Annotated in this window: 18 protein-coding genes; 10 read left to right on the plus strand and 8 right to left on the minus strand. The window is 57.0% G+C overall.

What is annotated here, in order from left to right:
• Positions 1 to 65 precede the first annotated feature (65 nt).
• Genes M1L36_RS09245 through M1L36_RS09255 form a run of 3 tightly spaced genes read left to right on the plus strand, consistent with a single transcriptional unit; the run spans position 66 to position 6,583 of the window.
• The gene (locus M1L36_RS09245) at positions 66 to 2,198 is read left to right on the plus strand and encodes a PD-(D/E)XK nuclease family protein (RefSeq protein ID WP_250873423.1); all 2,133 of its coding nucleotides are present in this window, start codon (positions 66 to 68) and stop codon (positions 2,196 to 2,198) included.
• Positions 2,191 to 3,114, plus strand: coding sequence for a RecB family exonuclease (locus tag M1L36_RS09250; protein ID WP_250873424.1), 924 nt, complete (start codon positions 2,191 to 2,193; stop codon positions 3,112 to 3,114). The genes M1L36_RS09245 and M1L36_RS09250 overlap by 8 nt, the downstream gene beginning before the upstream one ends.
• Positions 3,107 to 6,583: an ATP-dependent helicase gene (locus tag M1L36_RS09255; RefSeq protein WP_250873425.1), complete on the plus strand. Its 3,477-nt coding sequence runs from the start codon at positions 3,107 to 3,109 to the stop codon at positions 6,581 to 6,583. The genes M1L36_RS09250 and M1L36_RS09255 overlap by 8 nt, the downstream gene beginning before the upstream one ends.
• A 17-nt stretch (positions 6,584 to 6,600) precedes the next feature.
• On the opposite strand, the gene M1L36_RS09260 is transcribed toward M1L36_RS09255, so the two are convergent.
• Positions 6,601 to 7,452, minus strand: coding sequence for an endonuclease/exonuclease/phosphatase family protein (locus M1L36_RS09260; RefSeq protein ID WP_250873426.1), 852 nt, complete (start codon positions 7,450 to 7,452; stop codon positions 6,601 to 6,603).
• A 261-nt stretch (positions 7,453 to 7,713) separates the two neighbouring features.
• Here M1L36_RS09260 and M1L36_RS09265 point away from each other — a divergent pair, with 261 nt between their 5' ends.
• From M1L36_RS09265 to M1L36_RS09280, 4 genes are all read left to right on the plus strand, one after another.
• Positions 7,714 to 8,946 carry a hypothetical protein gene (locus M1L36_RS09265; protein WP_250873427.1) on the plus strand — a complete coding sequence of 411 codons (1,233 nt, stop codon included), beginning with the start codon at positions 7,714 to 7,716 and terminating at the stop codon, positions 8,944 to 8,946.
• A gap of 383 nt (positions 8,947 to 9,329) precedes the next feature.
• Complete coding sequence (locus tag M1L36_RS09270; protein WP_250873428.1) at positions 9,330 to 10,439, plus strand: hypothetical protein; 1,110 nt, start codon at positions 9,330 to 9,332, stop codon at positions 10,437 to 10,439.
• 285 nt (positions 10,440 to 10,724) lie between these two features.
• Entirely contained in the window at positions 10,725 to 12,020 is a 1,296-nt protein-coding gene (locus M1L36_RS09275) for an O-acetylhomoserine aminocarboxypropyltransferase/cysteine synthase family protein (protein ID WP_250873429.1), read from the plus strand.
• A 167-nt stretch (positions 12,021 to 12,187) separates the two neighbouring features.
• A complete protein-coding gene (locus tag M1L36_RS09280; RefSeq protein ID WP_250873430.1) occupies positions 12,188 to 12,457 on the plus strand; it encodes a hypothetical protein in 270 nt (89 codons plus the stop codon).
• A gap of 430 nt (positions 12,458 to 12,887) precedes the next feature.
• Here the strand turns inward: M1L36_RS09280 and M1L36_RS09285 are convergent, their stop codons facing one another.
• The 3 genes from M1L36_RS09285 to M1L36_RS09295 all read right to left on the minus strand — a co-directional run bounded on the left by M1L36_RS09285 (position 12,888) and on the right by M1L36_RS09295 (position 15,052).
• The gene (locus tag M1L36_RS09285; RefSeq protein WP_250873431.1) at positions 12,888 to 13,454 is read right to left on the minus strand and encodes a hypothetical protein; all 567 of its coding nucleotides are present in this window, start codon (positions 13,452 to 13,454) and stop codon (positions 12,888 to 12,890) included.
• Positions 13,451 to 13,603, minus strand: coding sequence for a DUF2080 family transposase-associated protein (locus M1L36_RS09290; protein ID WP_250873432.1), 153 nt, complete (start codon positions 13,601 to 13,603; stop codon positions 13,451 to 13,453). Before M1L36_RS09290 ends, M1L36_RS09285 begins: the two co-directional genes overlap by 4 nt.
• An 81-nt stretch (positions 13,604 to 13,684) precedes the next feature.
• The gene (locus tag M1L36_RS09295) at positions 13,685 to 15,052 is read right to left on the minus strand and encodes a Cdc6/Cdc18 family protein (RefSeq protein ID WP_250873433.1); all 1,368 of its coding nucleotides are present in this window, start codon (positions 15,050 to 15,052) and stop codon (positions 13,685 to 13,687) included.
• 643 nt (positions 15,053 to 15,695) lie between these two features.
• Here M1L36_RS09295 and M1L36_RS09300 point away from each other — a divergent pair.
• Positions 15,696 to 16,685 carry an HNH endonuclease gene (locus M1L36_RS09300; RefSeq protein ID WP_250873434.1) on the plus strand — a complete coding sequence of 330 codons (990 nt, stop codon included), beginning with the start codon at positions 15,696 to 15,698 and terminating at the stop codon, positions 16,683 to 16,685.
• A gap of 697 nt (positions 16,686 to 17,382) precedes the next feature.
• Here M1L36_RS09300 and M1L36_RS21785 read toward each other — a convergent pair.
• Both M1L36_RS21785 and M1L36_RS09305 read right to left on the minus strand, forming a co-directional pair.
• The gene (locus M1L36_RS21785) at positions 17,383 to 17,880 is read right to left on the minus strand and encodes a DUF8118 domain-containing protein (protein WP_465262087.1); all 498 of its coding nucleotides are present in this window, start codon (positions 17,878 to 17,880) and stop codon (positions 17,383 to 17,385) included.
• A gap of 99 nt (positions 17,881 to 17,979) precedes the next feature.
• On the minus strand, positions 17,980 to 18,165 hold the full coding sequence (locus M1L36_RS09305; protein ID WP_250873435.1) for a hypothetical protein: 186 nt from the start codon (positions 18,163 to 18,165) through the stop codon (positions 17,980 to 17,982).
• A 200-nt stretch (positions 18,166 to 18,365) separates the two neighbouring features.
• On the opposite strand from M1L36_RS09305, the gene M1L36_RS09310 reads away from it, so the two are divergent.
• Both M1L36_RS09310 and M1L36_RS09315 read left to right on the plus strand, forming a co-directional pair.
• A complete protein-coding gene (locus M1L36_RS09310; protein ID WP_250873436.1) occupies positions 18,366 to 18,899 on the plus strand; it encodes a DUF7342 family protein in 534 nt (177 codons plus the stop codon).
• A 3-nt stretch (positions 18,900 to 18,902) separates the two neighbouring features.
• On the plus strand, positions 18,903 to 19,406 hold the full coding sequence (locus M1L36_RS09315) for a hypothetical protein (protein WP_250873437.1): 504 nt from the start codon (positions 18,903 to 18,905) through the stop codon (positions 19,404 to 19,406).
• Positions 19,407 to 19,476: 70 nt separating this feature from the next.
• Here the strand turns inward: M1L36_RS09315 and M1L36_RS09320 are convergent, their stop codons facing one another.
• Together M1L36_RS09320 and M1L36_RS21360 are read right to left on the minus strand one after the other, a co-directional pair.
• On the minus strand, positions 19,477 to 20,412 hold the full coding sequence (locus M1L36_RS09320) for an ImmA/IrrE family metallo-endopeptidase (RefSeq protein ID WP_250873438.1): 936 nt from the start codon (positions 20,410 to 20,412) through the stop codon (positions 19,477 to 19,479).
• A 76-nt stretch (positions 20,413 to 20,488) separates the two neighbouring features.
• Positions 20,489 to 21,328, minus strand: a complete 840-nt coding sequence (locus M1L36_RS21360; RefSeq protein WP_369694222.1) for a transcription initiation factor IIB — start codon at positions 21,326 to 21,328, stop codon at positions 20,489 to 20,491.
• Positions 21,329 to 21,337 lie beyond the last annotated feature (9 nt).

Raw genomic sequence — 21,337 nt, forward strand, 5'->3', positions numbered from 1 at the left:
TCACTAGCCAGTGATAACTCCACCATCCCGTATCTACATATTATCTGATCACACATCTTGACAGCATGACCTACGGCCTCGACGGTCGGCCGTCGCTTCGGGGGGATCTTCATCTTGTACCGTTCCTCGGCGATGGGCTTGCCACTCACGCAATCCCGGCGTATAGGGGGTTGGTGGAAGAGCATGGACGATCGAACGTCCTCGTATTGAAGCGGTTCCCGACAGGGCTTGACGAGATCGCCGAGGAACTTGGTGACGCTACTGGTGCGATCGAGAAGCCACGAATCCGAGGACTCTCGGCGCATGCTCGTGATACGATTGCAGAACTCCCGTCTCCACCGCGACTGCTTACATCCAGCGAGCAGGGACTGCTACTGAGCCTGTATCTGGCAGACTACGAGTGGGAGACGCCATATCTTCAGCAAGCCGCTCAACAGGAGTCATTCGAATCTGATGTGGGTCGCTTTGTCGCTGAGGCGACCTGGCAGGGCGGTGATATCGAGACCGACGAACCAGCACTGGCTGAACTCGCGGCGTTCAACGATGGGTTTCACGAGTGGCTCGGTGAGAATGATCTCCTCGATCCATCAGCAGTCCTCTCGAAGGCCACAGCTGCGCTCACTGATGATGACTGTCGAAAACGAATCCAGCAGGCATTCGACGCCGTACTGGTCTTGGAGTTCGAGGAGTTCACTCCCATCGACCGGACGTATCTCGCTCGACTGACTGAGGGTGTCGATCTCGTCTGCATGGCAGAGCGTGACAGCGCGATCCAGCGAACGTGGAACGAGCCGGGCACTATCGAGGACTATGCGACTGAACTCACGGGTCCAGACGAACACGACACCCAGCAGCCGCTCGAACGTGATGGGGACACCTCGCTTCCCACCGCTTGTGCATCGTTTCTCGCAAGCGATCACCGCCCGGACTCGAACGAGGGCGGCTCGCTAACCGTCATCGACGAGGAGACGTTCACTGCGCAGGTGCGGACCGTCGCCGAAGAAATCGAACGGCTCCACAGAGTTGAGGGCGTCCCGTACAGTGAGTGTGCAGTCATCCTTCGAGACTCGAACGCGCCCATCGAAGATGCACTGCGGATCCTCAGAACAGCAGGGATTCCGACAGCCTCTGCAACTGTAGGCGGGCTGGTCCACGACCCCACTGCGCGGGAACTCTACGCGGTGGTCTGCTGGTGTAGTGACGATGTAGAGCGTGAATGGAGTCCGACTCGTGCACGAAGCGTTCTCGTATCTCGAAGTCCGACGATCAGTGACGAACTCCTCGAGCGAATCCAACATGCTGGTAGGACGGATGGCCTCGAAGCCGCCCTCCAGATGTGGCTGCTCGAATCTGGGCTCAAACAGCGGATTGCCGAACTGGACTCGTCAGTCGATGCGAAGACCCAGTTCCGCCACGTGAGCGACGTCCTCCAGTTAGCACGGTTCGTCGACGAGTCACCGCTCGTCGATGCTTCATGGGATGTGTTCGCGGAAGCACTCGAACGGGAGTTTCAACATGCAACCTCCGATAAGATCGCGACTGAACTCGACGTTCCAGAGGACGGTGTGCTCGTCGACGCCGTTCGAATCGCGAAGAACCTCTCTCGCGAAGCTGTGTTCCTCCTTGACGTCGTCGACGAAGAGTTCCCTGCAGACCCTGAGTTCAACTCGCTCTTCCCGACGCCACATCTTGAGGAACTCCCTGGCTATCCTGCCTTCACGGCACCAAGCCCCGAGGATGTTCACGAGACGTTCGAAACTGCCGATTCGGATGGCCGACGCCCGCTCAAGGCGTACTACGCCGAACTAAGCAGGCGAATGCTCGCGGTTGGTGCACGGACTGCCTCTGATCGTCTCTACTTCGGTACCTACAGCGAGACCGAAGGCGGGACTGGAAGTCGACTCCAGCCCTCGCGATTCCTCACTGCTATCGAAGACGAGTTTGGCGAACTGGACCGACGAGAGAGCGATGAGATCCACACCCATGGCGAGACGGTTTCGTTTGCCCTGACGCGGATCGAGGCCGCACTCGAAGAGATCCGACTCGCGGGTGTGACCGATGAGCCAATCAACATTGATGAGGTCGAGCGTGAGTTCGGCGTGATTCAATCGCTGTTGGCGAACGACCCACCTGATGACTTACGACAGGCAATCGAGTCTCGCACTGACTTCGCTGAGGGGGTGGTCCGTCGTGAGTAAGACTGGTGACGATGTGTTTGCCGTCTCGCCGTCGCGATTGGGTGTCTACGCTGACTGCCCTCGACGCTACCAGTACGATAAGGTTTGGGAGGTAGGGTCTCCGGACGAGACGCGACGATATATGGACCGGGGCTTAGCGCTCCACGGTGCGATCGAGGATACCTGTGAAACGGTGCGTGAGGAGTCGGCTCTCACTGACGAGGAGATTCGAGAGATTGCGAGTGATGCCATCGACGCCCGGTGGGACGAGCACTCCGATAGAGACGAATACGCCTCGGAAGCGCACTACCGATACGACCGACAGCAGTGTCTCGCAGCCATCGAGGACTACTTCGATGGCGATGGACTCGAACACGCTCGGAACTCGATCGCGACCGAAGCGTGGCTCGAGTGCGAACGCGAGGGCGTTGCGCTGCACGGTCGCGTGGACAACGTCGTGAAAACCGAAGAGGGCATCCGAATCATCGACTACAAGAGCAACCTCAAAGGGATCATCTCTGGCTATTCGAAGGACGCTGTGGTGACTCACCTGGCTGGTGAAGATCACAACCCTCGACGCGTCAAGAGCATGTTTCAGGCGGCGACGTACATTGAGGGCGTCAAAGATCTCCCCGAGTACGAGGCAGGGATGGATGTCGAATTCACATACTACGGCTTACTCTATGACACTGAGACCAAGGGCAGTGTCGATGGCATTCAGGTCTCTGTCCGTGGCAAAGGTCGTGATGTTGGGTGGATCTACGAGGCATACTACGACGAGATCTGGGAGCTCATCGGTGAGTACTACGACGCGATTGAGGCTGGTGACTACGAGCCGGACTCTGTCGCACTCCAGAAAGAACACGCCTGTGAAGACTGCACGTTTCGGGCGATGTGTCCGGACTACCTCGCCGGGGGGGTGAGCGTCGATGAGTGAACAAAAGGTCTCCACTGAGGCAGTCGGGTCTGAGGAGGAATCGGAGGAGATGACTCCCCGACCAGACCAGCAAACGATCATTGACTCTGATGACTACCCCATGCGGGTGCTCGCCGGTGCCGGGACTGGAAAGACGTTCACGATGGTCCGGAAGATCGAGCGCCTCATCGAAGATGGCACCCCTCCCGACCGGATTCTGGCGCTGACGTTCACCAACAACGCTGCTGACTCGATGCGCGAGAAATTGGTCGAGAAACTCGGATCGCGAGGCCACGATATCGAGGCGTACACGTATCACGCCATCTGTCACGAGCTACTCCAGGAGTTCGCCTACCACGCCGATCTCGATCCTCGCTACGATATTGCGACCGAAGCTGACCAGTTCGCGATCGTCTACGACGTCCTCGACGAGATGCCCTACCGGTTCACCAAGCCGGAGGTGTTCGACCCTGATGGCTACGGGAAGGGGGCAGCCCAGCGACTGTTGGGATTCATTCCGGCGATGAAGCGCTCCGGGATCACGCCGGAGAAACTGGAGACGTATCTGGGTGAGCCAGCGGATCTGCTGGAGCTCGATGAACTAATCGAGCGGATCGAAGCAGCGGCAGACGAGCACGTCAAAGTCAGCTGGCATAAGCCCACACACGACCGGCTTGATGAGATGTGCGAGGGACTCGGCGCGCTCAAGGAAGCGATCGCGACAGAGCGTCAGTCACTCGAAACCGATGGACTGGCTGTAGACGTGCGGTCGTTCTGTTCAGAACTCGAGGCGACGTGTGACCAGCTCGCGACGCTGCTCACTGACCGGGCGGACGAAATCGTCGATGGCGACCTCAAGCCAGCGTTCAAGCTTCCTGCATATCTGTTCGGGGCGTACTCCAGCCCACCGAAAGGGATCCCCAAGGTAGGGTTCACGCTGACTGGGAAGCTCCAGTCGTTCATCGGTAACTGCCAGGTGGCGTCTGATCTCACAGCAGGGTATGCAGCGTACGAACGACGGTTGGACGAGGAGACACTGTTGGACTTCAACGATCTCGTCATTCGAGCGAACGCGCTCCTCGATGACGAGGATGTCCGAGAGTGGGTTACCAGCCAGTGGGACTACGTCTTCTGTGATGAGTACCAGGACACCGACACCGTTCAGTTCGAACTCGTCCAGCAGCTGGTGACTGACGACCGGTTGTTCGTCGTTGGTGATGACGACCAGGCGATCTACGAGTGGCGTGGAGCGAACATCGAGAACATCGGCTCACGGCTCTCTGCGGCCTTCGCGGATCTCACCGACGAGACGCTGGAGGAGAACTTCCGCTCTCGCCAGCCAATCCTCGACCTCGCTAATGACGCACTCGAACACCTCGACTCACGAGGGTCGACGAAGGAGCTGGAGGCAATCGGCGAGAAACGTGATGCGACAAAGGGGGTCGTGACGATCGATGGAGCAGAAGAGCCCGAGGACGAAGCACAGCAGATCACGAACGCGATCACACGACTGCTGGCCGGTGAGTCAGAGTTAGCCGAAAAAGAGTACGACGCGGGTGATGTGGCGATCCTCGTCCGGAAGAACAAGCATGCCCAGCCGATCATCCGCTCGCTGGAGCGAGCTGGCGTCCCGTACGAACTCGCTGGCGACCTCGCAGACGAATCGATTGGGGTCCAGACGGTGTTGGCGTACCTGAAAGCGCTGGCCGACCCTGGCGACGAGATTAGCCTCAATCGCGTGCTGACGATGCGATATCGGCTTCACGATGCTGACATTGCTCGACTGAACGCGACCGAGGAGCCACTGCTCGAAGAGCTACAGTCGACACCGGCTGAGCGATTTCGTGAGCCTGAGCGCGTCGAAGCCGCTCGCGATGACTTCATGCAGCTCCTCGACCTCCGTGATACGTACTCGTTGACGCGGCTATATCGCGAGTTGAAGGACGTCACCTCGATGGAGTGGTTCCTCTCCGAGCAAGAGCGTCGAGACCTCGCTCAGTTAGACGAACTCATCGCGTCGTTCGACGATGGGGCGATCGAGCCTGAACTCTCCAGAGAGTTCGTCGACTTCCTTCGACTCCACGGGGAGATCACAGAGAGCGCCGCGGCTTCGTCTGAAGACCAACCCGAGACCGAAGACTCGGCGGTGGACATCATGACCATCCACAAGAGCAAGGGGCTCGACTTCCCGGTCGTCGTTCTTCCACAGTTGACCGCTGGTGAGTGGTCGCCCAACGAGCGAACGTACGACACGCTCGAACACGCCCTCTCTGGCGGGTCGGTTCTCGACACCGACTTCGCCCGTCGAGACGAGCACGAGACGCGTCGCGTATTCCACGTCGCACTCACTCGCGCCGAAGAACTGTCGATACTCGTTGGCGCAAGTGGGGAGGGTTCCGAGGATGATGACGAGAACCTTCCAGACTCGGTTATCGAAGCGGGACTACCGGAATCGATCCCGTGGGAAGTGGGTGGTGTCGAGTTCCCGATCTGGGAGATGATTCAGAGCTGTCTTCCAGACAACTTCGATGATGGAACGGAGACGCTCGCAACACCGATGGACACTGATGGTGTCGTGACTGGAATGCACGACGGAGACACGTTGGCACGAGGCCCTGCCCGCAAGCGCGTGCTCTCACTGGCGCGCTCACTGCTTGACGGCGATCTCGACGCCGTTGATCCGACGACTGTTGGTATCCCCGTCGAAGCGCTTGACCCACTCGATACACCAACGCTTCGTCGACGACACAGCTACACATCGATGGACACGCTCTCGACGTGTGGGCGAAAGCACTACCTCGACCACGTGCTCTGGGCATTCGAGGATCCAACGGGCGTCAATGCTGGCGAGCGTACCACTGCGGTAGAATCCAGTAGCGGTGGTGCTTCAGTTCGTGAGATTGGTGTCCTCTTTCACGAGACTGCTGAGCGAGCTGCTATACGCGGTGCAGCTTCTCCTGCAGAGTGGATCGAAATCGCATCGCAACTCGCGGCCACACGCGGGCTGAATCACGCACTCGATGACGCGGTTGACTGCATCGATCGCTATTTCGAATGCGAAGCGAGCCAGTGGGAGGTTATCACCGCAGAGCGTGAATTCACCCTCGAACTCGATGGGTTTGCTGTGACCGGTGTAATCGACGCGGTGTGTCGAACGCCGACTAACAAGCTGGTAATCCTCGATTACAAAGCCACCACGAAGAAGCGCTCTCTGGATGAAGATCTCCAGTTGCCGCTGTACGTACTGGCTTGCGAGGAACTGTTCGATGAGCCAATCAGGGAGGCTGGCTACGCCTACGTTGGCGAGGTTGGCCCAGCAGTCGAGACTCGCTCGTTTACAGATGAGGACGTCGAGACGTCCAAGGCTCGTGTAGTCGAGCAGCTTCGTGCTGCCAACACGAGCTCATTCGAGGAGTACACCCCTGGTGAGCACTGCAAGTGGTGTCCACACAGGTCACTACCCTGTGCTGAGGAAGCAGAATTGGACTGAGAGCAGAGTGCTCACTGTCACACTGTAAAGTCAGCAACGATCGGTGCGTGGTCGCTGCAGTCCAATCCCGCAGAATCGTAGAAGCAGCGCCGGGCATCCAGTGACTGTGACGCGAAGACGTGGTCGAATCGTTTACTCTTCCAGCTGGTATCTCGTTGGTCGATCTCCCCGTACCCGTTGATGGCTCGAAACACGTCTTCCATGTTGAGATGGCCCAGCCCTTTGAGAAGCGAGAGCTCCGCATTCACCCAGCGCTGTCGTATCTCTGGCTGTTTCTTGTATCCAAACGGGATGGCTTGCCCATCACGAAGCTCGTCGTCCGGGGTATTGAAATCCCCCGCCAGAATCCGTGTACAAGGGCCTGAATCGCTGAGACGGTTGTACACTGTCTCGAAGATCTTGATCTTCTCCTCACCCCACATGCTGCCTGGGACTGCACGGACGTTCCACAACTCGATTTCTTGGTCAACCGTGGTGAGTCGAGTGGGAAGGATTTTCTCGGGGAAGCTGGTTGGGGCGTGGGTGAAGTCACCCTTCGCGAGTTGGTCGGTAATTGACTCGTCTTCTCTGATGAGATTCCACTCACTCCTCACGGCTGTGAGATGGCCATTGTCGTGACCGATGTTGTCGTGGGGTGGAACTGACGAGTCAGCAAGCGCTGCTGCCCAGTCACAGCTATGTTTGATTTCCCCGATTCCGAGATCTTCCAACCCCTGCTTCCAGACGTCAACCCATTGTTGGTCAGCTCCGTATCGCACCTCCTGTAGCAAGATGATATCTGGGTCGATCGCTTCGAGTACCTCGAGCTGGTCATCGATTCTTCCTGCACTGTTCGCGGACTTATTCACATTCCAGGAGACGACTCGCATTGATCTTCAGAGATATTCGTGGCTGTCGTGACAGTTCTTCGGGTGATCTGGTGAATGCGGGTCCAGCCCATACTGTGTGTCGATGGTAACTAAGTTCGAACCAGAGTGATCCTACGTGCCCGTAGAGGCTTATTGAGTGCCCTCCAATCTTACTGGGTATAGCGCACAAATAGTTCTGACAGACTTGATCTGGGGCTCCGGCTGATAACAATGGCACAAGACCTGAGTGATAAGTTTCCTGAGTAGATAGAAACCGGAAAGATGGCTGCTCTCGCCGAACCCACCGTTCTCGCCGCTGCTAAGGATGCCCTCTACCCCGACATCTCGAATCAGCCGAGTCACTATGCTGTCACGGAGACGCAGTTCACGCAAACCCAGTGGGGCAGTTGGCCGATTCCCGAATCGGTTCGTGATAGACTCGCACCATTCAACACAATCAGGCTGTCTTCGGGTGAACCAGACCTCCTCGGTGTTGGGATGCCATCAACAGACGTCCTCAATGCAGAAGCAGCCAAGACACCTGTAGTTGCCATCGAGGCCAAGGGGAGCAACTTGCACCCAGCAAAGGCAGACATCGGCCGTGGTATCGAACAAGCTCACTCACATCTTCCGGAGGTGAACCTCGCCTACGTGGCTGCTCCGATGCAGAGCATCACTCCGACTGCCCGCTCTCTTGCTCGGGACCTGAACATCGGTGTGATTGGCGTCGAGTCGGACGATTCTGTCACGTTCGTTGAACCCGCTCGCATCTCTGGGGCGGGAGAGTTTTCTACTGGTGTTGAAGCGATTCGATTTCAGGCCAGTACGCACGGATTGACGGAGGGGAGCTTCCCGCTGAATCATCCCAAGAACTACCTCGGCTATGCACTCGCGCTCGCTGCTGACGGAGAAACCGAGACCGTCTACGCCGAGAACATCGTCGACGACCCGGGTGGAGGACGGCGTGGTGCAATCATCTTGGGACTCATCGATGCGAGAGAAGACGGAGAATACCTCACACATGCTGGTGCTGAGGTCGTTCGATTTGGGCAGGCGCAGTGCGGTAGTGTCGATGCCGCGCTGACGCAGTTCGACGACTGGGCTGGGAAGCGGATGCGGTTCACCAGATATGCTCCACGGTGGGCACAACTCGCTCGCAGTGTGACGATGGGGTACGAGCCAACGAAGCTCATCGTTGATGCACTTGAGTCTCTTCACCGAGATGGGATGGCGGCTCCTACCTTCCCACAGTTGGTCAAACGGGCCTGTGATCTGAATCAGCCGCTCGGCGTAGAGGTGTTCTTCACACAGGGGCGACGCGATGACGTACTCACCCCGGACGGCGAGATTGACCAGTCCCAGATGGACGACCCAGACGTGTACAAATCGGGATCGTACTTTCAGTACAAAGCGCAGCTGTTCCACGTCGGTCTGGTGACGACCCGTGGGACAGACGATGGCGAGGAAGCTGTCTCAGATACGTGGCAACTCGAACACCCGCTCGGGACTCTCTGAAACCCTTTGATATCGATCTCATATCGGTGGTAGCTTACTTCTGAGTAGGCGGAGAACAGAGTCGGCCACCCAGTGTTCTATGTCTCTACTCCTTCACGGGTGGATGCAAAGCGCGTCGTTGAAGCAGGAAGCCCCGAGGCTTGACCTTGGGGCAGGTTCACAGACGGAGCACGCCGAGTGGGATAAAGCATGACTCCTAGGCGGTTCACCAATGTATCAGAATCGCCGACTGATGTCTGGATGCCTGATTCATAATATTCTAGCCATATAAGATGGAGGCTGAAATGCTGGTTTTAGGCCATCTAAGGTGGGAAAACTGTCGGCAGTCCCTAGAATATATAAGATATAAGAACATTTATAGCGGGGTAGGCGACCTGCTCCATATGGAGTCAATCAACAGTACCGGAATTTGGGAGAATGTGAAACAGGACTTCAAAACAGAGGTTCGTTGGGGCTTGTCTCACGGCGTCTCACGTTGTATCCGGATTGCTACAGAAGGTATGCCACGTCAAAGACAGAATAAGCTGAAGGGTCAAGCGTTGCGTGCATCGCCCTGTCTCATCAACGGATTTGAGTTCACAAGGTCATTCTCTAAGGGAATCCCGGTTGGACACTTCTCCACGTTAAGGACGTCTCACGAGCATGCGAACCCTCCCGAACTTCTCACCTTTTTTCGTAATCTCGAGATTCCGTCACAGCCTGTCGTGTTCAATACGGATGAACATCAGAAATCGTTCACAGCGATTGAAAGAGGACTCCACGAGCTTGTAATCAGTTCTGGTGGATGGTCAGATGACTGGTTCTCTATCCAAAATGGTGGTAGTTTATTCACTGGAACCGGTATGAAAGACTTCCTCGGATTGCTCCGCCCGTTTCCATCTTATAACCCAAGTTCGTCACCTAGCAAGACACAGAGTATCCACGGGCAATTCATTATCCGTCTGTGTAACAATGAGTATCTAATATTCAATGTTGAGCAAGATGGGTGTTCGAATGAGGAATATCGGACACAAATCACGTTCCTAACTGATGGTCATCCGCTAGACGGCCAACGCTACAGAGAGTATGCTGCCGGGTTTGGCCTCTACGGCCTCTCTAATGGGAAAGACCACCAATTCGATATACGAACAATCACTCCCAAGGAGGATATTCCACTTCAGATTAACCATTCACTGGACGGTAGGAGATCGCTCAGCGGTAGATTTCAGGTGGCCGGTTTCACCACCGAAAATCCACTTTGGGAGCCTGAAGAACTCAGCAACAATGCCAGTAGACGGCCTCATAACTGTCTTGATGAGGGTTTCAGTTCGAACCGAATCTATCGCGAGATCAAATCCTCTACATTTGTATGCGTATGGTTTGAGACTCCCCGCTCGGAACTGGCCAAAGAGCCGTACCGGCTAAAAACGATTAAAATACAGGATCTGGCTCCAATTCTTGGTAATCGGGGATCAATCAACGTCCATATGACTGTTGCCAGTCGCGACTCGTAGTCCTGCCAATCTAGCAATCCTGACTCGAAACGCTATTCTCCCGAACTACCGTGATACCCGACGATGCGGTCTGTCGTGTGGTCTTCATCCGTGACGAAAATGACAGACTCTGACAACTCGCCATACGGTGCTCAGTAATACTGAGCCACGGCGCGCTTGCTGCTATGAATGTTCGAGTCCCTCTCTACTCGGTGAACACTAATGTTCACTCTCCGGTTCTGGCCTGTCTCCGGTAAAGTCTATCCGAACCCGGATACCTATTATCCGGGTCTCTGTGGTCCGGGTATGAGCGACGATACCAACGACCGAAGAATCGCGACTGACTCGCTACACGCAGGGCAAGAACCCGACCCAGCGACCGGAGCTCGGGCGCCGCCGCTGTACCAGACTACGTCCTACGTCTTCGACGACGCTGAAGATGCGGCCGCGCAGTTCGCCCTCGAAGAGCCGGGTTACATCTACTCCCGATTGATGAACCCGACGCTCGAGACACTTCAGGAACGCCTCGCCGCCCTCGAGGGTGGTGTTGGCGCCGTTGCCACGGCCTCTGGGATGGCCGCGCTCGACCTCACTACCTTCCTGCTCGCCGAGGCCGGGGACAACATCGTCACCGCCGCCTCACTGTACGGCGGTACCTACACGTACTTCACCCACTCCGTCGAGCGGCGTGGCATCTCGACCCGATTCGTCGAGACGCTCGATTACGACGGGTACGAGGAAGCAATCGACGACGACACCGCGTACGTCCACTTAGAGACGATCGGGAATCCCGCACTGGACACGCCTGATATCGAGAGAATCGCCGATATCGCCCACGAGCACGGGGTCCCGCTCTTCGTCGATAACACGTTCGCCACGCCAGCTCTCTGTCGACCGCTCGAGCATGGCGCTGACCTGGTCTGGAACTCGACGACGAAGTGGCTCCACGGGTCTGGGACGACTGTGGGTGGAGTCGTCGTCGACGGCGGGTCGTTCCCGTGGGCTGACCACGCTGAGAAGTACCCAGAAATCGCCCAGAGCAATCCCGCGTATCACGGCGTCAACTTCGCCGAAACGTTTGGTGAGGCGGCGTTCACGTACGCGGCGATTGCTCGTGGGCTGCGTGATTTGGGTAACCAACAATCGCCATTCGACGCCTGGCAGACCATCCAGGGGCTCGAGACCCTCCCACTTCGGATGGAGCGCCACTGCGAGAACGCGATGGTGGTCGCCGAATTCCTCCAGGCGCATGATGCCGTCTCGTGGGTGAACTACCCTGGCCTCGAGTCCCACCCGACCCACGACAACGCAAGTACGTATCTGGACGGTGGCTATGGTGGGATGATCACTTTCGGACTGGAGGGCGGGTACGACGCCGCCCGGCAGACGGTCGAGTCGACAGAACTCGCGAGCATGCTCGCCAACGTTGGCGACGCCAAGACGCTCATCATCCACCCGGCCAGTACGACTCACCAGCAACTCACTGATGAAGAGAAGGAAGCCTCTGGTGTGACCAACGACCTCGTGCGGCTCTCGGTCGGTATCGAAGACCCTGGCGCAATCATCGACGACCTCGAAGCGGCGATCGACGCCGCCACCTGAGATTACAGATTGCCAAGGTGGAAGCCCACGACTTCAGTCGTGGGAGGAAGCCGTCGGCGCTGGCCACAGACCACACTCACTCACCGACTGACGGCAACCGTAGCGTTCTGCCCGTGGCACCTCCTCTTCCCCGACGCCTTCGAACGCGTGCAGAGCGTAGTACGAGCATGGCTCCCATCGAGTTGCTTGGGGTGACGTTCCTCGGGAGCGTGGTTGCGGTGCTCTTCGGCGTGCTCTCATGGGCGCTGTCGGAACAGGCACAGCATTACGAATCGACTGAACCACCACGCCGATTGCTCCTCGCCGAGCGGGTGTTGACCGGACTGATGTTCCTCTCGTTTCTCGTCGGTGCTGGTGCGCTCATCGCCTACTGCGCGATGGTGTTCGCCGACATCTCCGAAGTGTCGTGGCAAATCACCAGCACGCCCCCGACATGAGTTGGTGACCAATTTCTCCGATTGCGAGAGCTGGCCTATACTCCGTTCACGCGATGAAACGTCTGTAGGCTATTCGACTGCGGCTGGTGTCTCTCACGTGTCTTCACCAACTTGAGTTTCGTCGAGGTTGCTCCATCTAAGGGGAGACCCACCCCGTTTGCAAGAAGAGCTGGCAGTTGAGAGTGGGACGGGGAGACCACCCAACATATCGACGTTCTTGCTAGATCACGCCTCTCGGCTGCCGTTGGCCAGTTAGATTGTCTGTTGTGAGTAGTCTTGATGCCACTCTCCTCCAGCATTATCTCCTTCACGTCGAAACTCTCACCTGCCCCACCCCGTGCGCAACATGAGCTAGCTATCGAGTTTGCCAGTTACCGCTGACGAACCGGTGGTGGCGTACGACGAACTCTCCTCACGAAATCACTCGTCTCTACTTGATCCGAACGTCGATCAACTCCCCTATCTCGTGAGTCGGAGAGCTGTATTGGATGTGAAAGTTCGAGTTATACGATCGCTCATGGCATTCCTGGGTCCGCTCAACATTGACGACGACCGTTGGCAGACCATCCCACGGCGGGAGCACCTCCTCTTGGCGACCTTCTTCGATCGCTTGTTCCATCTCCTCATTCGACAGTTCGGGCGCTTCGTCTACCCACTCCCGCGAAGCCCACACCTCAACCATACTGTAGTCGGGGGATTCGCCAACTGGTTCGGTGTACACAACTGAGAGGTTGATTCCTACGCGGTCGAGTTCGTCCAGTCCGACTTCCGCGAAGCACATGAGGGCCCCTTCCGGGTCCTCTACTCTGGCGTGTTGTATCGTCGCGTTCAGGGTCGCCTTTGGGAGTGTGTCGCTTTGGTAGGATCGTCCATCGTACTTGCCAGTGGGTACACTGATTGGCTCCCCAAAGCGGAACACTACATCGCGTCCTTCTGCAAAGCAGAGGGTCTGAATAATCGAAGCCGCCCTCGCAGAGTCGTCGGCTGTGTTGTTCATTCTTCTTCTGGGGTGGGCTCTGAGGTACGGACGACTTTCACGTCGGCTCCACGCCAGCGTTTCGGGACGGTGACGTGAGCGCTGTTGCCAAATGGTTTGACCTCCCCATCAAGCACTTCTTCGCCCTCAATCTCGAAGCGATTTGCCATACCTTTGTATATACTTTAGATATACTTAGCTTTGCCGGGGGATGGGCAATATTCCGAAGGATTCGCTCGCTCGTCCGCAGACTAGAATCTGCTCAGATGTGTTCGGACCGTCTCTCGAACCAGGTTGTCATCGTCATCTAAGGTGGCCTGGAACCGCTCGTCTTTGTCTGCGAGCGTCTCAACCATGACGTCTGCTGAGAGGTTGTGGAAGACGTATTCTGCGAACACGCCACGTTCGTTCCCTCTGCCTTTTCGGTTTATCTCAATGACCTCGTATGTGCTTAGCTCTCGCATCCATCGGAGGAAGCTGTGTTTCGAGCGCTGCTCGATGCCGTTGTACTCGGTGAACCACTTGTATAGGCTGTGTGCGACCGGAGCTGGTGCCGACCGCTCATTGAGCCATTCTGAGCGTCCCAGTTGCTCTTGACCATACGAGTTCACAATCGCGGTCGCAAAGAGCGAGACCTGCTTTTGGAACGAAACGTTCTCGATGACGTCGATAATGTAGTTCTTCTCGACTTGATTCTTCGCTGCCTCGGCGTGGGCTGTCGAGACTGACTGGTCTTCACGGCGATTGGCGATGTTCCCTGCTTCACGAAGGAGGTCGATTGCGAACCGTGCGTCTCCTTCTCCTTGTGCAGCAATGGCTGCGGTGTAGGGAATCACCTCCTCTTCGAGCGTCCCTTCGTGGAATGCATCCTGCCGATGATTGAGAATCTCTTGTAGCTCGGGGGCGTTGTAGTCTGCAAACCCGACCTCTGTTGGATTGAACGTGCTGGCCGTTCGGGAGTTCAGGCCACTCATCAGTGTGTTCGGGCTGTTGGTCGTCACGATGAGGGTAATCGTGCTGTCCATCTTTCCGATTCGCTTGGCTCGTGAGAGCTTGTACAGGATATCTGAGAACGCTGGTGCCTCATCGTTGTTCCGGCTGTCACCGACGAGCAGGTCCAATTCGTCGAGCACGATAACGCCGATATCGAGGTGTTCGTTGACGATTTCGAATAGCCGGTCGTAGCGTGAACTGGTCGAAACGCCAGCTTTTGACGTCAGATTCAATCCGAGCGATAACTCGTACTCGTGGACTATCTGGTGAATCGCCTCGTGCTCGGACTTCTTGTGCTTCCCGTTGATTTCGACGAAGTCCATCCGGATGTCGCGCTCTTGAGCGATTTTGATTGCCTTCGTCGCGACTGTGCCCGCGATGAGTGTCTTCCCGGTTCCCGATGGTCCCCGGAGCAGCATGTCTTCCGGCTGGTCACCGTGGAGTGCTGGTTTTATGACGTTGATGACCTTCGTGAGCTGCTCGTCCCGACCAACGATTCGATCCTCGTCGACGATTGTATCGGGCTCAATGAGGTCCTTGTCTCTGAACACGGTGTGATAGTCACTGGAGAGCTGCTCGGAGATGGAGAGTTGGGCCGAGTCTTGTTGTTCTGAATCCTCCGCCATGATTATGGTATGGTTCTCATATTGTAATAAACTTCGGATGCGACTGCAATATGAGTTGTGTCGTCTACATTTGTGAGTAGACGATGACGCTGACTGTCTCTGTAACTCGTGGAAGGAATGGCAGGAAGTGTGTGCACTCTCGAGACAGACTCCAACATCTGCTCATCTTGCAAACGGGGTTCGAGTTGTCCAGTACTGGTCCTCCTCTCACTTTGCAGGGTGTCTCTCCTGGTGGCTGTCTCACAACTCACCGACCAATCGTGGAAGCAATCCTCTTGTTCGGGGCTCAATTTGCACACGGGGTGAGGGTACCTGATTCAGGTCTGCTAATGCCGTGTGATCAAGGAGATGCTGACGGCACCGCAGTACACCGATTGCTCATCTTGCAGATGGGGTCCCTAAGTGAAGCGCCCCGCAGCTATTCTGCAAAATACGGGAGAGAGGACCTCAAAACGAGCGTCCGTACTACGAGCTCAAATTGCAGATGGGGTGTGTGTCTCCGGTATTGGTACCGACCCAGCTCACCAGTAGCTCATGTTGCACGGGGGGTCTGTCACTCCGTCTCGTATTGAAATTCTTTCTGCAACCCAAATAGTACGACTCGACGACAAGATCTAATTACCCATTCTCGCTACCACGAACGATGGCCGACGACCGAATTCGAAGCATCGTTCCGATGTTTGGGGGAGCGACGCAGTACGTCGAGACTGTTGATGCGATTCTCGAGTACGTCGAAGACGTTCACCCCTCGACCGACGATCTGGTCGGCTGGCACCGGGGAACGTTCGAGCGTGTCTCGAAGGCAGACTCGATCCTTCGCCGAGTTCGCTACCTCCAGAATGTCGGGCTACTCACAGAGGATAACGACCACTGGCGACTCGGGGATGCTGGCGAAGAGTATGTCACCGACGACGACTGTGAGACGCTCGCTCGAATCATGCTGGAACGGAACGTCGGCCTCCGAAGTCTTCTCTACGCGCTCACTGCTGGCCCGATGACCATCGACGAGATCGATGAGCAGCAACTCGATTCACACCCGGTCCTCGGCTGGACTCGTGGCCAGTTGGACATGCCAAAGCAGCGGGCGAACTGGCTTCGGAGCCTGGGCTACGTCGAACGAGATGGCGATTCCTATCGACTCACTGACGATGGTCGACTGTTCACAGAGACGATTCTCAACGAGTGGTCTGCCTCGCCGACTCCACAGAACGACGCCAACTCGATTACTGCTCGCACGTACGAGATGACCACACAGGCTCGGTACGTTGACCCTGAGTTTAGACAGACAGTCCTTTCACGCTACGATAGTGAGTGTCCAGTCTCGGGAGTTGACCACGAGGGACTCTTGGACATTGCACACGTCCTCTCGTGGAGCGACTATCCCGATTATCGTACGGACCTCACCAACGTCGTAGCGTTGAGCAAGACCCATCATGCGGCGTTTGACCGAGAGCTGTTCACGCTTGATGGCGATTACCGACTACACGTCGCTCCGGCGTTCAGGACAGAGAGCCCGGTACTCCAGCAGACGATTCTTGACCAGGCAGGTGAGCGTCTCCCAATTGAAGACGGGCATCTCGACAGTAGGTACCTCAATCAGTACAACGAATCGTTGGCGTGGTATCCACAGTGAACTACCCCGCCCTACTCGCTCGGTTTTGCCTCGCTCGTTGAGGGTGGGGCTTAGCGCCTATAATCAGCTAATGCAACGAGAGTGCTGTTAGCCCGAAAAACGATTCAATAGGCCGCGAAAATCTACTTGCCAGTGTAACCGTCACCGCGGGTATGGATGGGACTCAACAGGAACTGACCGAAGCGATTACACAAGCTATTCATGGCGAGGAACTCGCATCGACGACTGCCTGCGACATCTGTGCACAGCCACTTGACATCAACACCCCCGTCCAGTACGATGTAATGCGTTTTAGCAGTGAAGCGAAACGGAGACTACCATTTTCCTCTCACAGCTGGATAGCCGATGCCGCCCGTTGCGATGACTGCACGATTCAGGCACTCGGCCCCACAACGCAGTGGCTCGATGAAGCGCTCATCAAGGTCAACGTAACGGAGTCTGGGGGGATTCCACTCATTGACTGTACAGATATCAGAATAATCGACGTTTCCCCTAGCAATGATGGCTACGGTCCGCCGATGGTTGACCTCGGAATGGTGTATCGGCGAAGCGATTTCGGACTGTTTCGGTGGATGCGAGTGAGGGAGGCTCTTCGCCGTAACCCTCCCTCGTCGTTCGAATGGTGCGTTCTTCGAGAATGCGTCAATCAGTCAGACGATGTCCCACCGAGCGTGTCCCGACTAATCAGTTGAATCCGCTACTCTGAGAGTGTCGAAGACAGGTTCGAACACGGCTTTGACTCGGCGATATCGTGAACATCGACTCGTCGCAGTGCTTCCTGGCCACATTCCGAACACCGGTAGTACACATGTCCAGTTGGCGCACCCTGTGGGTCGAACTCGGTGTGTGGTCCGGTGATGAGGCCTGTTGTGGAGCTCTCCAGCGCTTCGTTGTCTTGTGTCGAAGCGCTTTGCCTCACCACCTGTCCGTCCGGCCCAGGAACCGTTCTCGCTGTGATTTCCATATCCACACGCCGAAGGTGTTTACAGCCACCAACTGGCTGACGCTCCTGCCAATCGGGGCAGGTGCACGCAGGGATGCTCATATCGACATCGTAGATGCGACCTGAGGCGACGCGAACCTCGTACAGACCACCAGTCCGTCGGAGTGAGATGGCCATTGATTCAGTTCGGGCACGGCGTGATCGTGGTGGCTCTGCTGACCAGTTTCCGAGTGTAGTGCTGTTGTTCGACATTGGTGTGCGAGTCTCCCCGCACCCGTGAGGGGCCGAAAAATGGAGGGGCGATTCCACCTGCCGTCCTCTCACACTGATGTGAGGCGGACGCCCACGAGGTCAGTCGTGGGTCGCTGACCGCGTACCAAAGCGATTGACACGAGCCACCTCAGTAATCTTGTAGACGTCCATGCGTGGTGGTCTGAACGTCTTCGTCTGCCAGTTGACGGTGGTCGGGTCACCATCGAACTCTGGAAGGTCGATGTCGAGACCATCCTCAAGGCGGACGTGGTCGTACAATCCCATGCTCTCTGCGAGCAGTCGGATTTCTGTGGCAAATACCGTTACCCACACATGTCATGAACTGTCACGAGTGAGACCAGTAGAGCTCCGAACCTTCTCGCGCCGGAGGAGAGACAGCCAGGCGGCGTACTCTGGTCAGCACATACCACTCAGATAAGATCGGCCTCCAAAATTATTTGAGAGCAGGCGCCGTGAGATTGTGTATGGGTCTCCCCGATACGGATGCATGGAAGGACAGCACCCGAGGTCGAGAGCGGGTGAAGCTGGTCGTCGAAGTACTTGAGGAACCACGGAGCGTGAGCGAGATTGCAGACCGTGCTGATGTGGGATGGGAAACCGCGAAAAGCGAACTGGAGAATTTGGTTGAAGCCAACGCTGCTCGCGAGTTCGGTTCCGAAGGCTCACTCACGTATGCTCCTGACCCACGTGAGACCTTCTTTGCACAGATTAGAGATCACATGCAGGAGTATACCACCAACGAGTTAGAAGCCCAGTTAACTGAGCACAAAGAGCGACTCGAAGAGTTGGAAGCTGAGTTCGATGTTGGTACCGCACAGGAGTATCGGGAACACCTGGCCGATGATGGACTGTCGGCCGACGAACTGCGCGAGATTCGCAATGTCGCCGCAACCTGGGAGGCGCTGGAACTCGAGTACAGGGTGGTGAAGCACGCACTCGGCATCAGCTACGACACTCAACGGTTCACCGATGTGAACGACGACTACGTGCCTGCCTGATCGATGGTCATCTTTCTCGCGGGCCGTTCGCGGATCAACGATCGAAGCCTACACAACCGGATCAAGAACCGGTTGCAGTCGGATGAGGTATTTGAGGAGGTCTCGCTGCAGGTGGCTAATCGACGTGACCCTGGACCGTACCGAGTCATCGCTCACACTGACCCGCGTGGCTTTCTAGAGGATGCTTCGTATCCGACAACCACAGCTCGTCTCGAGATTGGGTTCGATACGAACGCGCCAGCTGAGTACGAGTACTACTGGATCAACTGGATTGAGCCAGAGCGACAGCTGATGGTGGGATGGCATCAAGATGACGACCACGAACCTCTGGGACCCGTCCATCTCCAGGTGAATCAAGAGACACAGGCGATAGCACACACGGCCGCACACTTTGTCGATGAGCACCCGATGTCAGTACTCGATGCTCGATTGCAGCAGCTGCCAGCTGCCGTCTCTGCGATCGAATGGGATGGCAAATCTGTCATCGGAATCGAGTGGGAGACGTGACTGCGGTGTTGCTGTTGTTCGACATTGGTGTGCGAGTCTCCCCGCACCCGTGAAAGGCCGATAAACTGACCTACGTGATGCTGTTAAATCGCTTCTCGACGCTCGCGATAACCTGCTGTGCCGTCTTTGAAATCCGCTCCAATCGCTCGGTGAGTACCTCACTCTCATCATCTGCCCAGCGAGCGATGTACAGCGCTGAATTGTCGACCTCAAGTCCGAAATGGCGGCCAACGACGTAGGCGACGCTCTCGGCTTCCACCTCACGCTTCGCTCGTTCTGGCCGGGACACGGATCGGTCCATGTGCAACAGCGCGTGGGCATATTCGTGGATGAGCGTACTCGCCATGTCAGCGGCTTTGTCCGAGCGTTTCAAGAAGACGAGCGGCGCTCGCTTGCCCCGGTACTGGCAGGCACCACGGGCGTTTCCGAGCGGCCACTCCTGCTCGTCGATCAGTCGAACCTCGACGCCCAACGCACGGGCACACTCCAGCAACCGCGCCAACAGGGGCTTTCCATCGCCGTATGCCATCGTTTCCAGTGCGGGGAGTGGCTCACCCTCGGTCTGAGATGCATCGAACACGGGCACGGGTTTGAATCCGACTACACCACGCTCCCACTCCTCGGTGGGCGTCGTTTCTCGACAGCCGCTTTCCTCGTGCCACCTGCGACTCTCATGGCAAGTCGGACAGCGCTCGGTGATGATGGGTGCCCAGATCCAGATGGCCGATTCGCCCGCTTGGACGTGCCTGTCGAACTCGGTCTGCCACGCTCTGTACCCGGCCACCTTCGTTGCATCCGGGCACTGCTGTTTGATGAGCAGCGTGTTCCGGAAGGAGTACTCGTGGAACCGACTGTGGACGTCCAACCACGCCTGGAACTCCTCGCTCGCTCTGGCCTCGTCAGTGAGTTCAGAGAGGTCACGAATCCACGACTCGATGGTGTCGTGCATCGTATCCGGTCGGTCACTGGACTCGCGCTCGCTGACTGGGTGTGTCGTACTGGACATGAGAACGCAGAACGCATCTTTGAGCGCCCCGCACCCGTCAGGGGTCGATAAACACAGGCCGCGTCCACTACGGAGATCAGTCTTTCACCATCTCGTTCCACAACTGCCGTATCGAATCGCGGTTCGCCCGAAGTGTTGTATCGGTGATGCCGGCTTCCGCAGCGAGGTCGTGTTGCCGAACGAGTGGACCACAGTTCTGGGAGACGAGATAGAGACACGAGGCGGCGATGCCTCCCGGATGCCGACCGTTCGCCAACCCTTCGTCCCATGCGCTCCGAGCGAGTCTCTCGCTCTTGCTGACGACCGGTTGCGGGAGGTCGAACGCCGAGGCAATGGAGGCGACGTACTCGACTGGATGTGGTGGCGGCGTTGGCAACCCCAACTCGGTGTTCATCACCGAGTACGCGTTCTTCACAGCCGACGCTGAGACACGCGACACGGCCACAATCTGTTGTTTCGTCCGCACCAACCGATTACACCGACAGGTGGCATAGACACTTGCTGACGCGACTGCCTCGATCGACCGCCCGATGAGTAGTCCCACATCTTGGGCAGAGCGAAACAGCCTGCTCGCCTGCTCACGAACGCTGTCACGCAATCCCAGTGCACCAGTCATGCGCCGTATCTCTGAGAGTCCCGCTGCCCGATTCCGGTCGGCTGTCGACTCGTATTGTGCACGAGAGTGATGTTTCCTGAGCCGAGCGAACCGCTGTTGGGTCCTCTGACCCAGTGTCTGGCCCCGGTAGTCCCGCCATCGACCGATCGTCGTCGACAGCCCACCATCGTGCATCGACAGCGTCCGTGGTGCTCCGGTTCGACGCTCCCCGCTCTGGCCGGTCTCGAACGAACGCCACTCAGGGCCGTGGTCGATTGGTTGGTCGGCGATGACCGTCCCGCACGTTTCACATGACTGCAAGGAGGAAGC

The sequence above is a fragment of the Halomarina rubra genome, from assembly GCF_023699475.1.
Classification (GTDB): domain Archaea; phylum Halobacteriota; class Halobacteria; order Halobacteriales; family Haloarculaceae; genus Halomarina; species Halomarina rubra.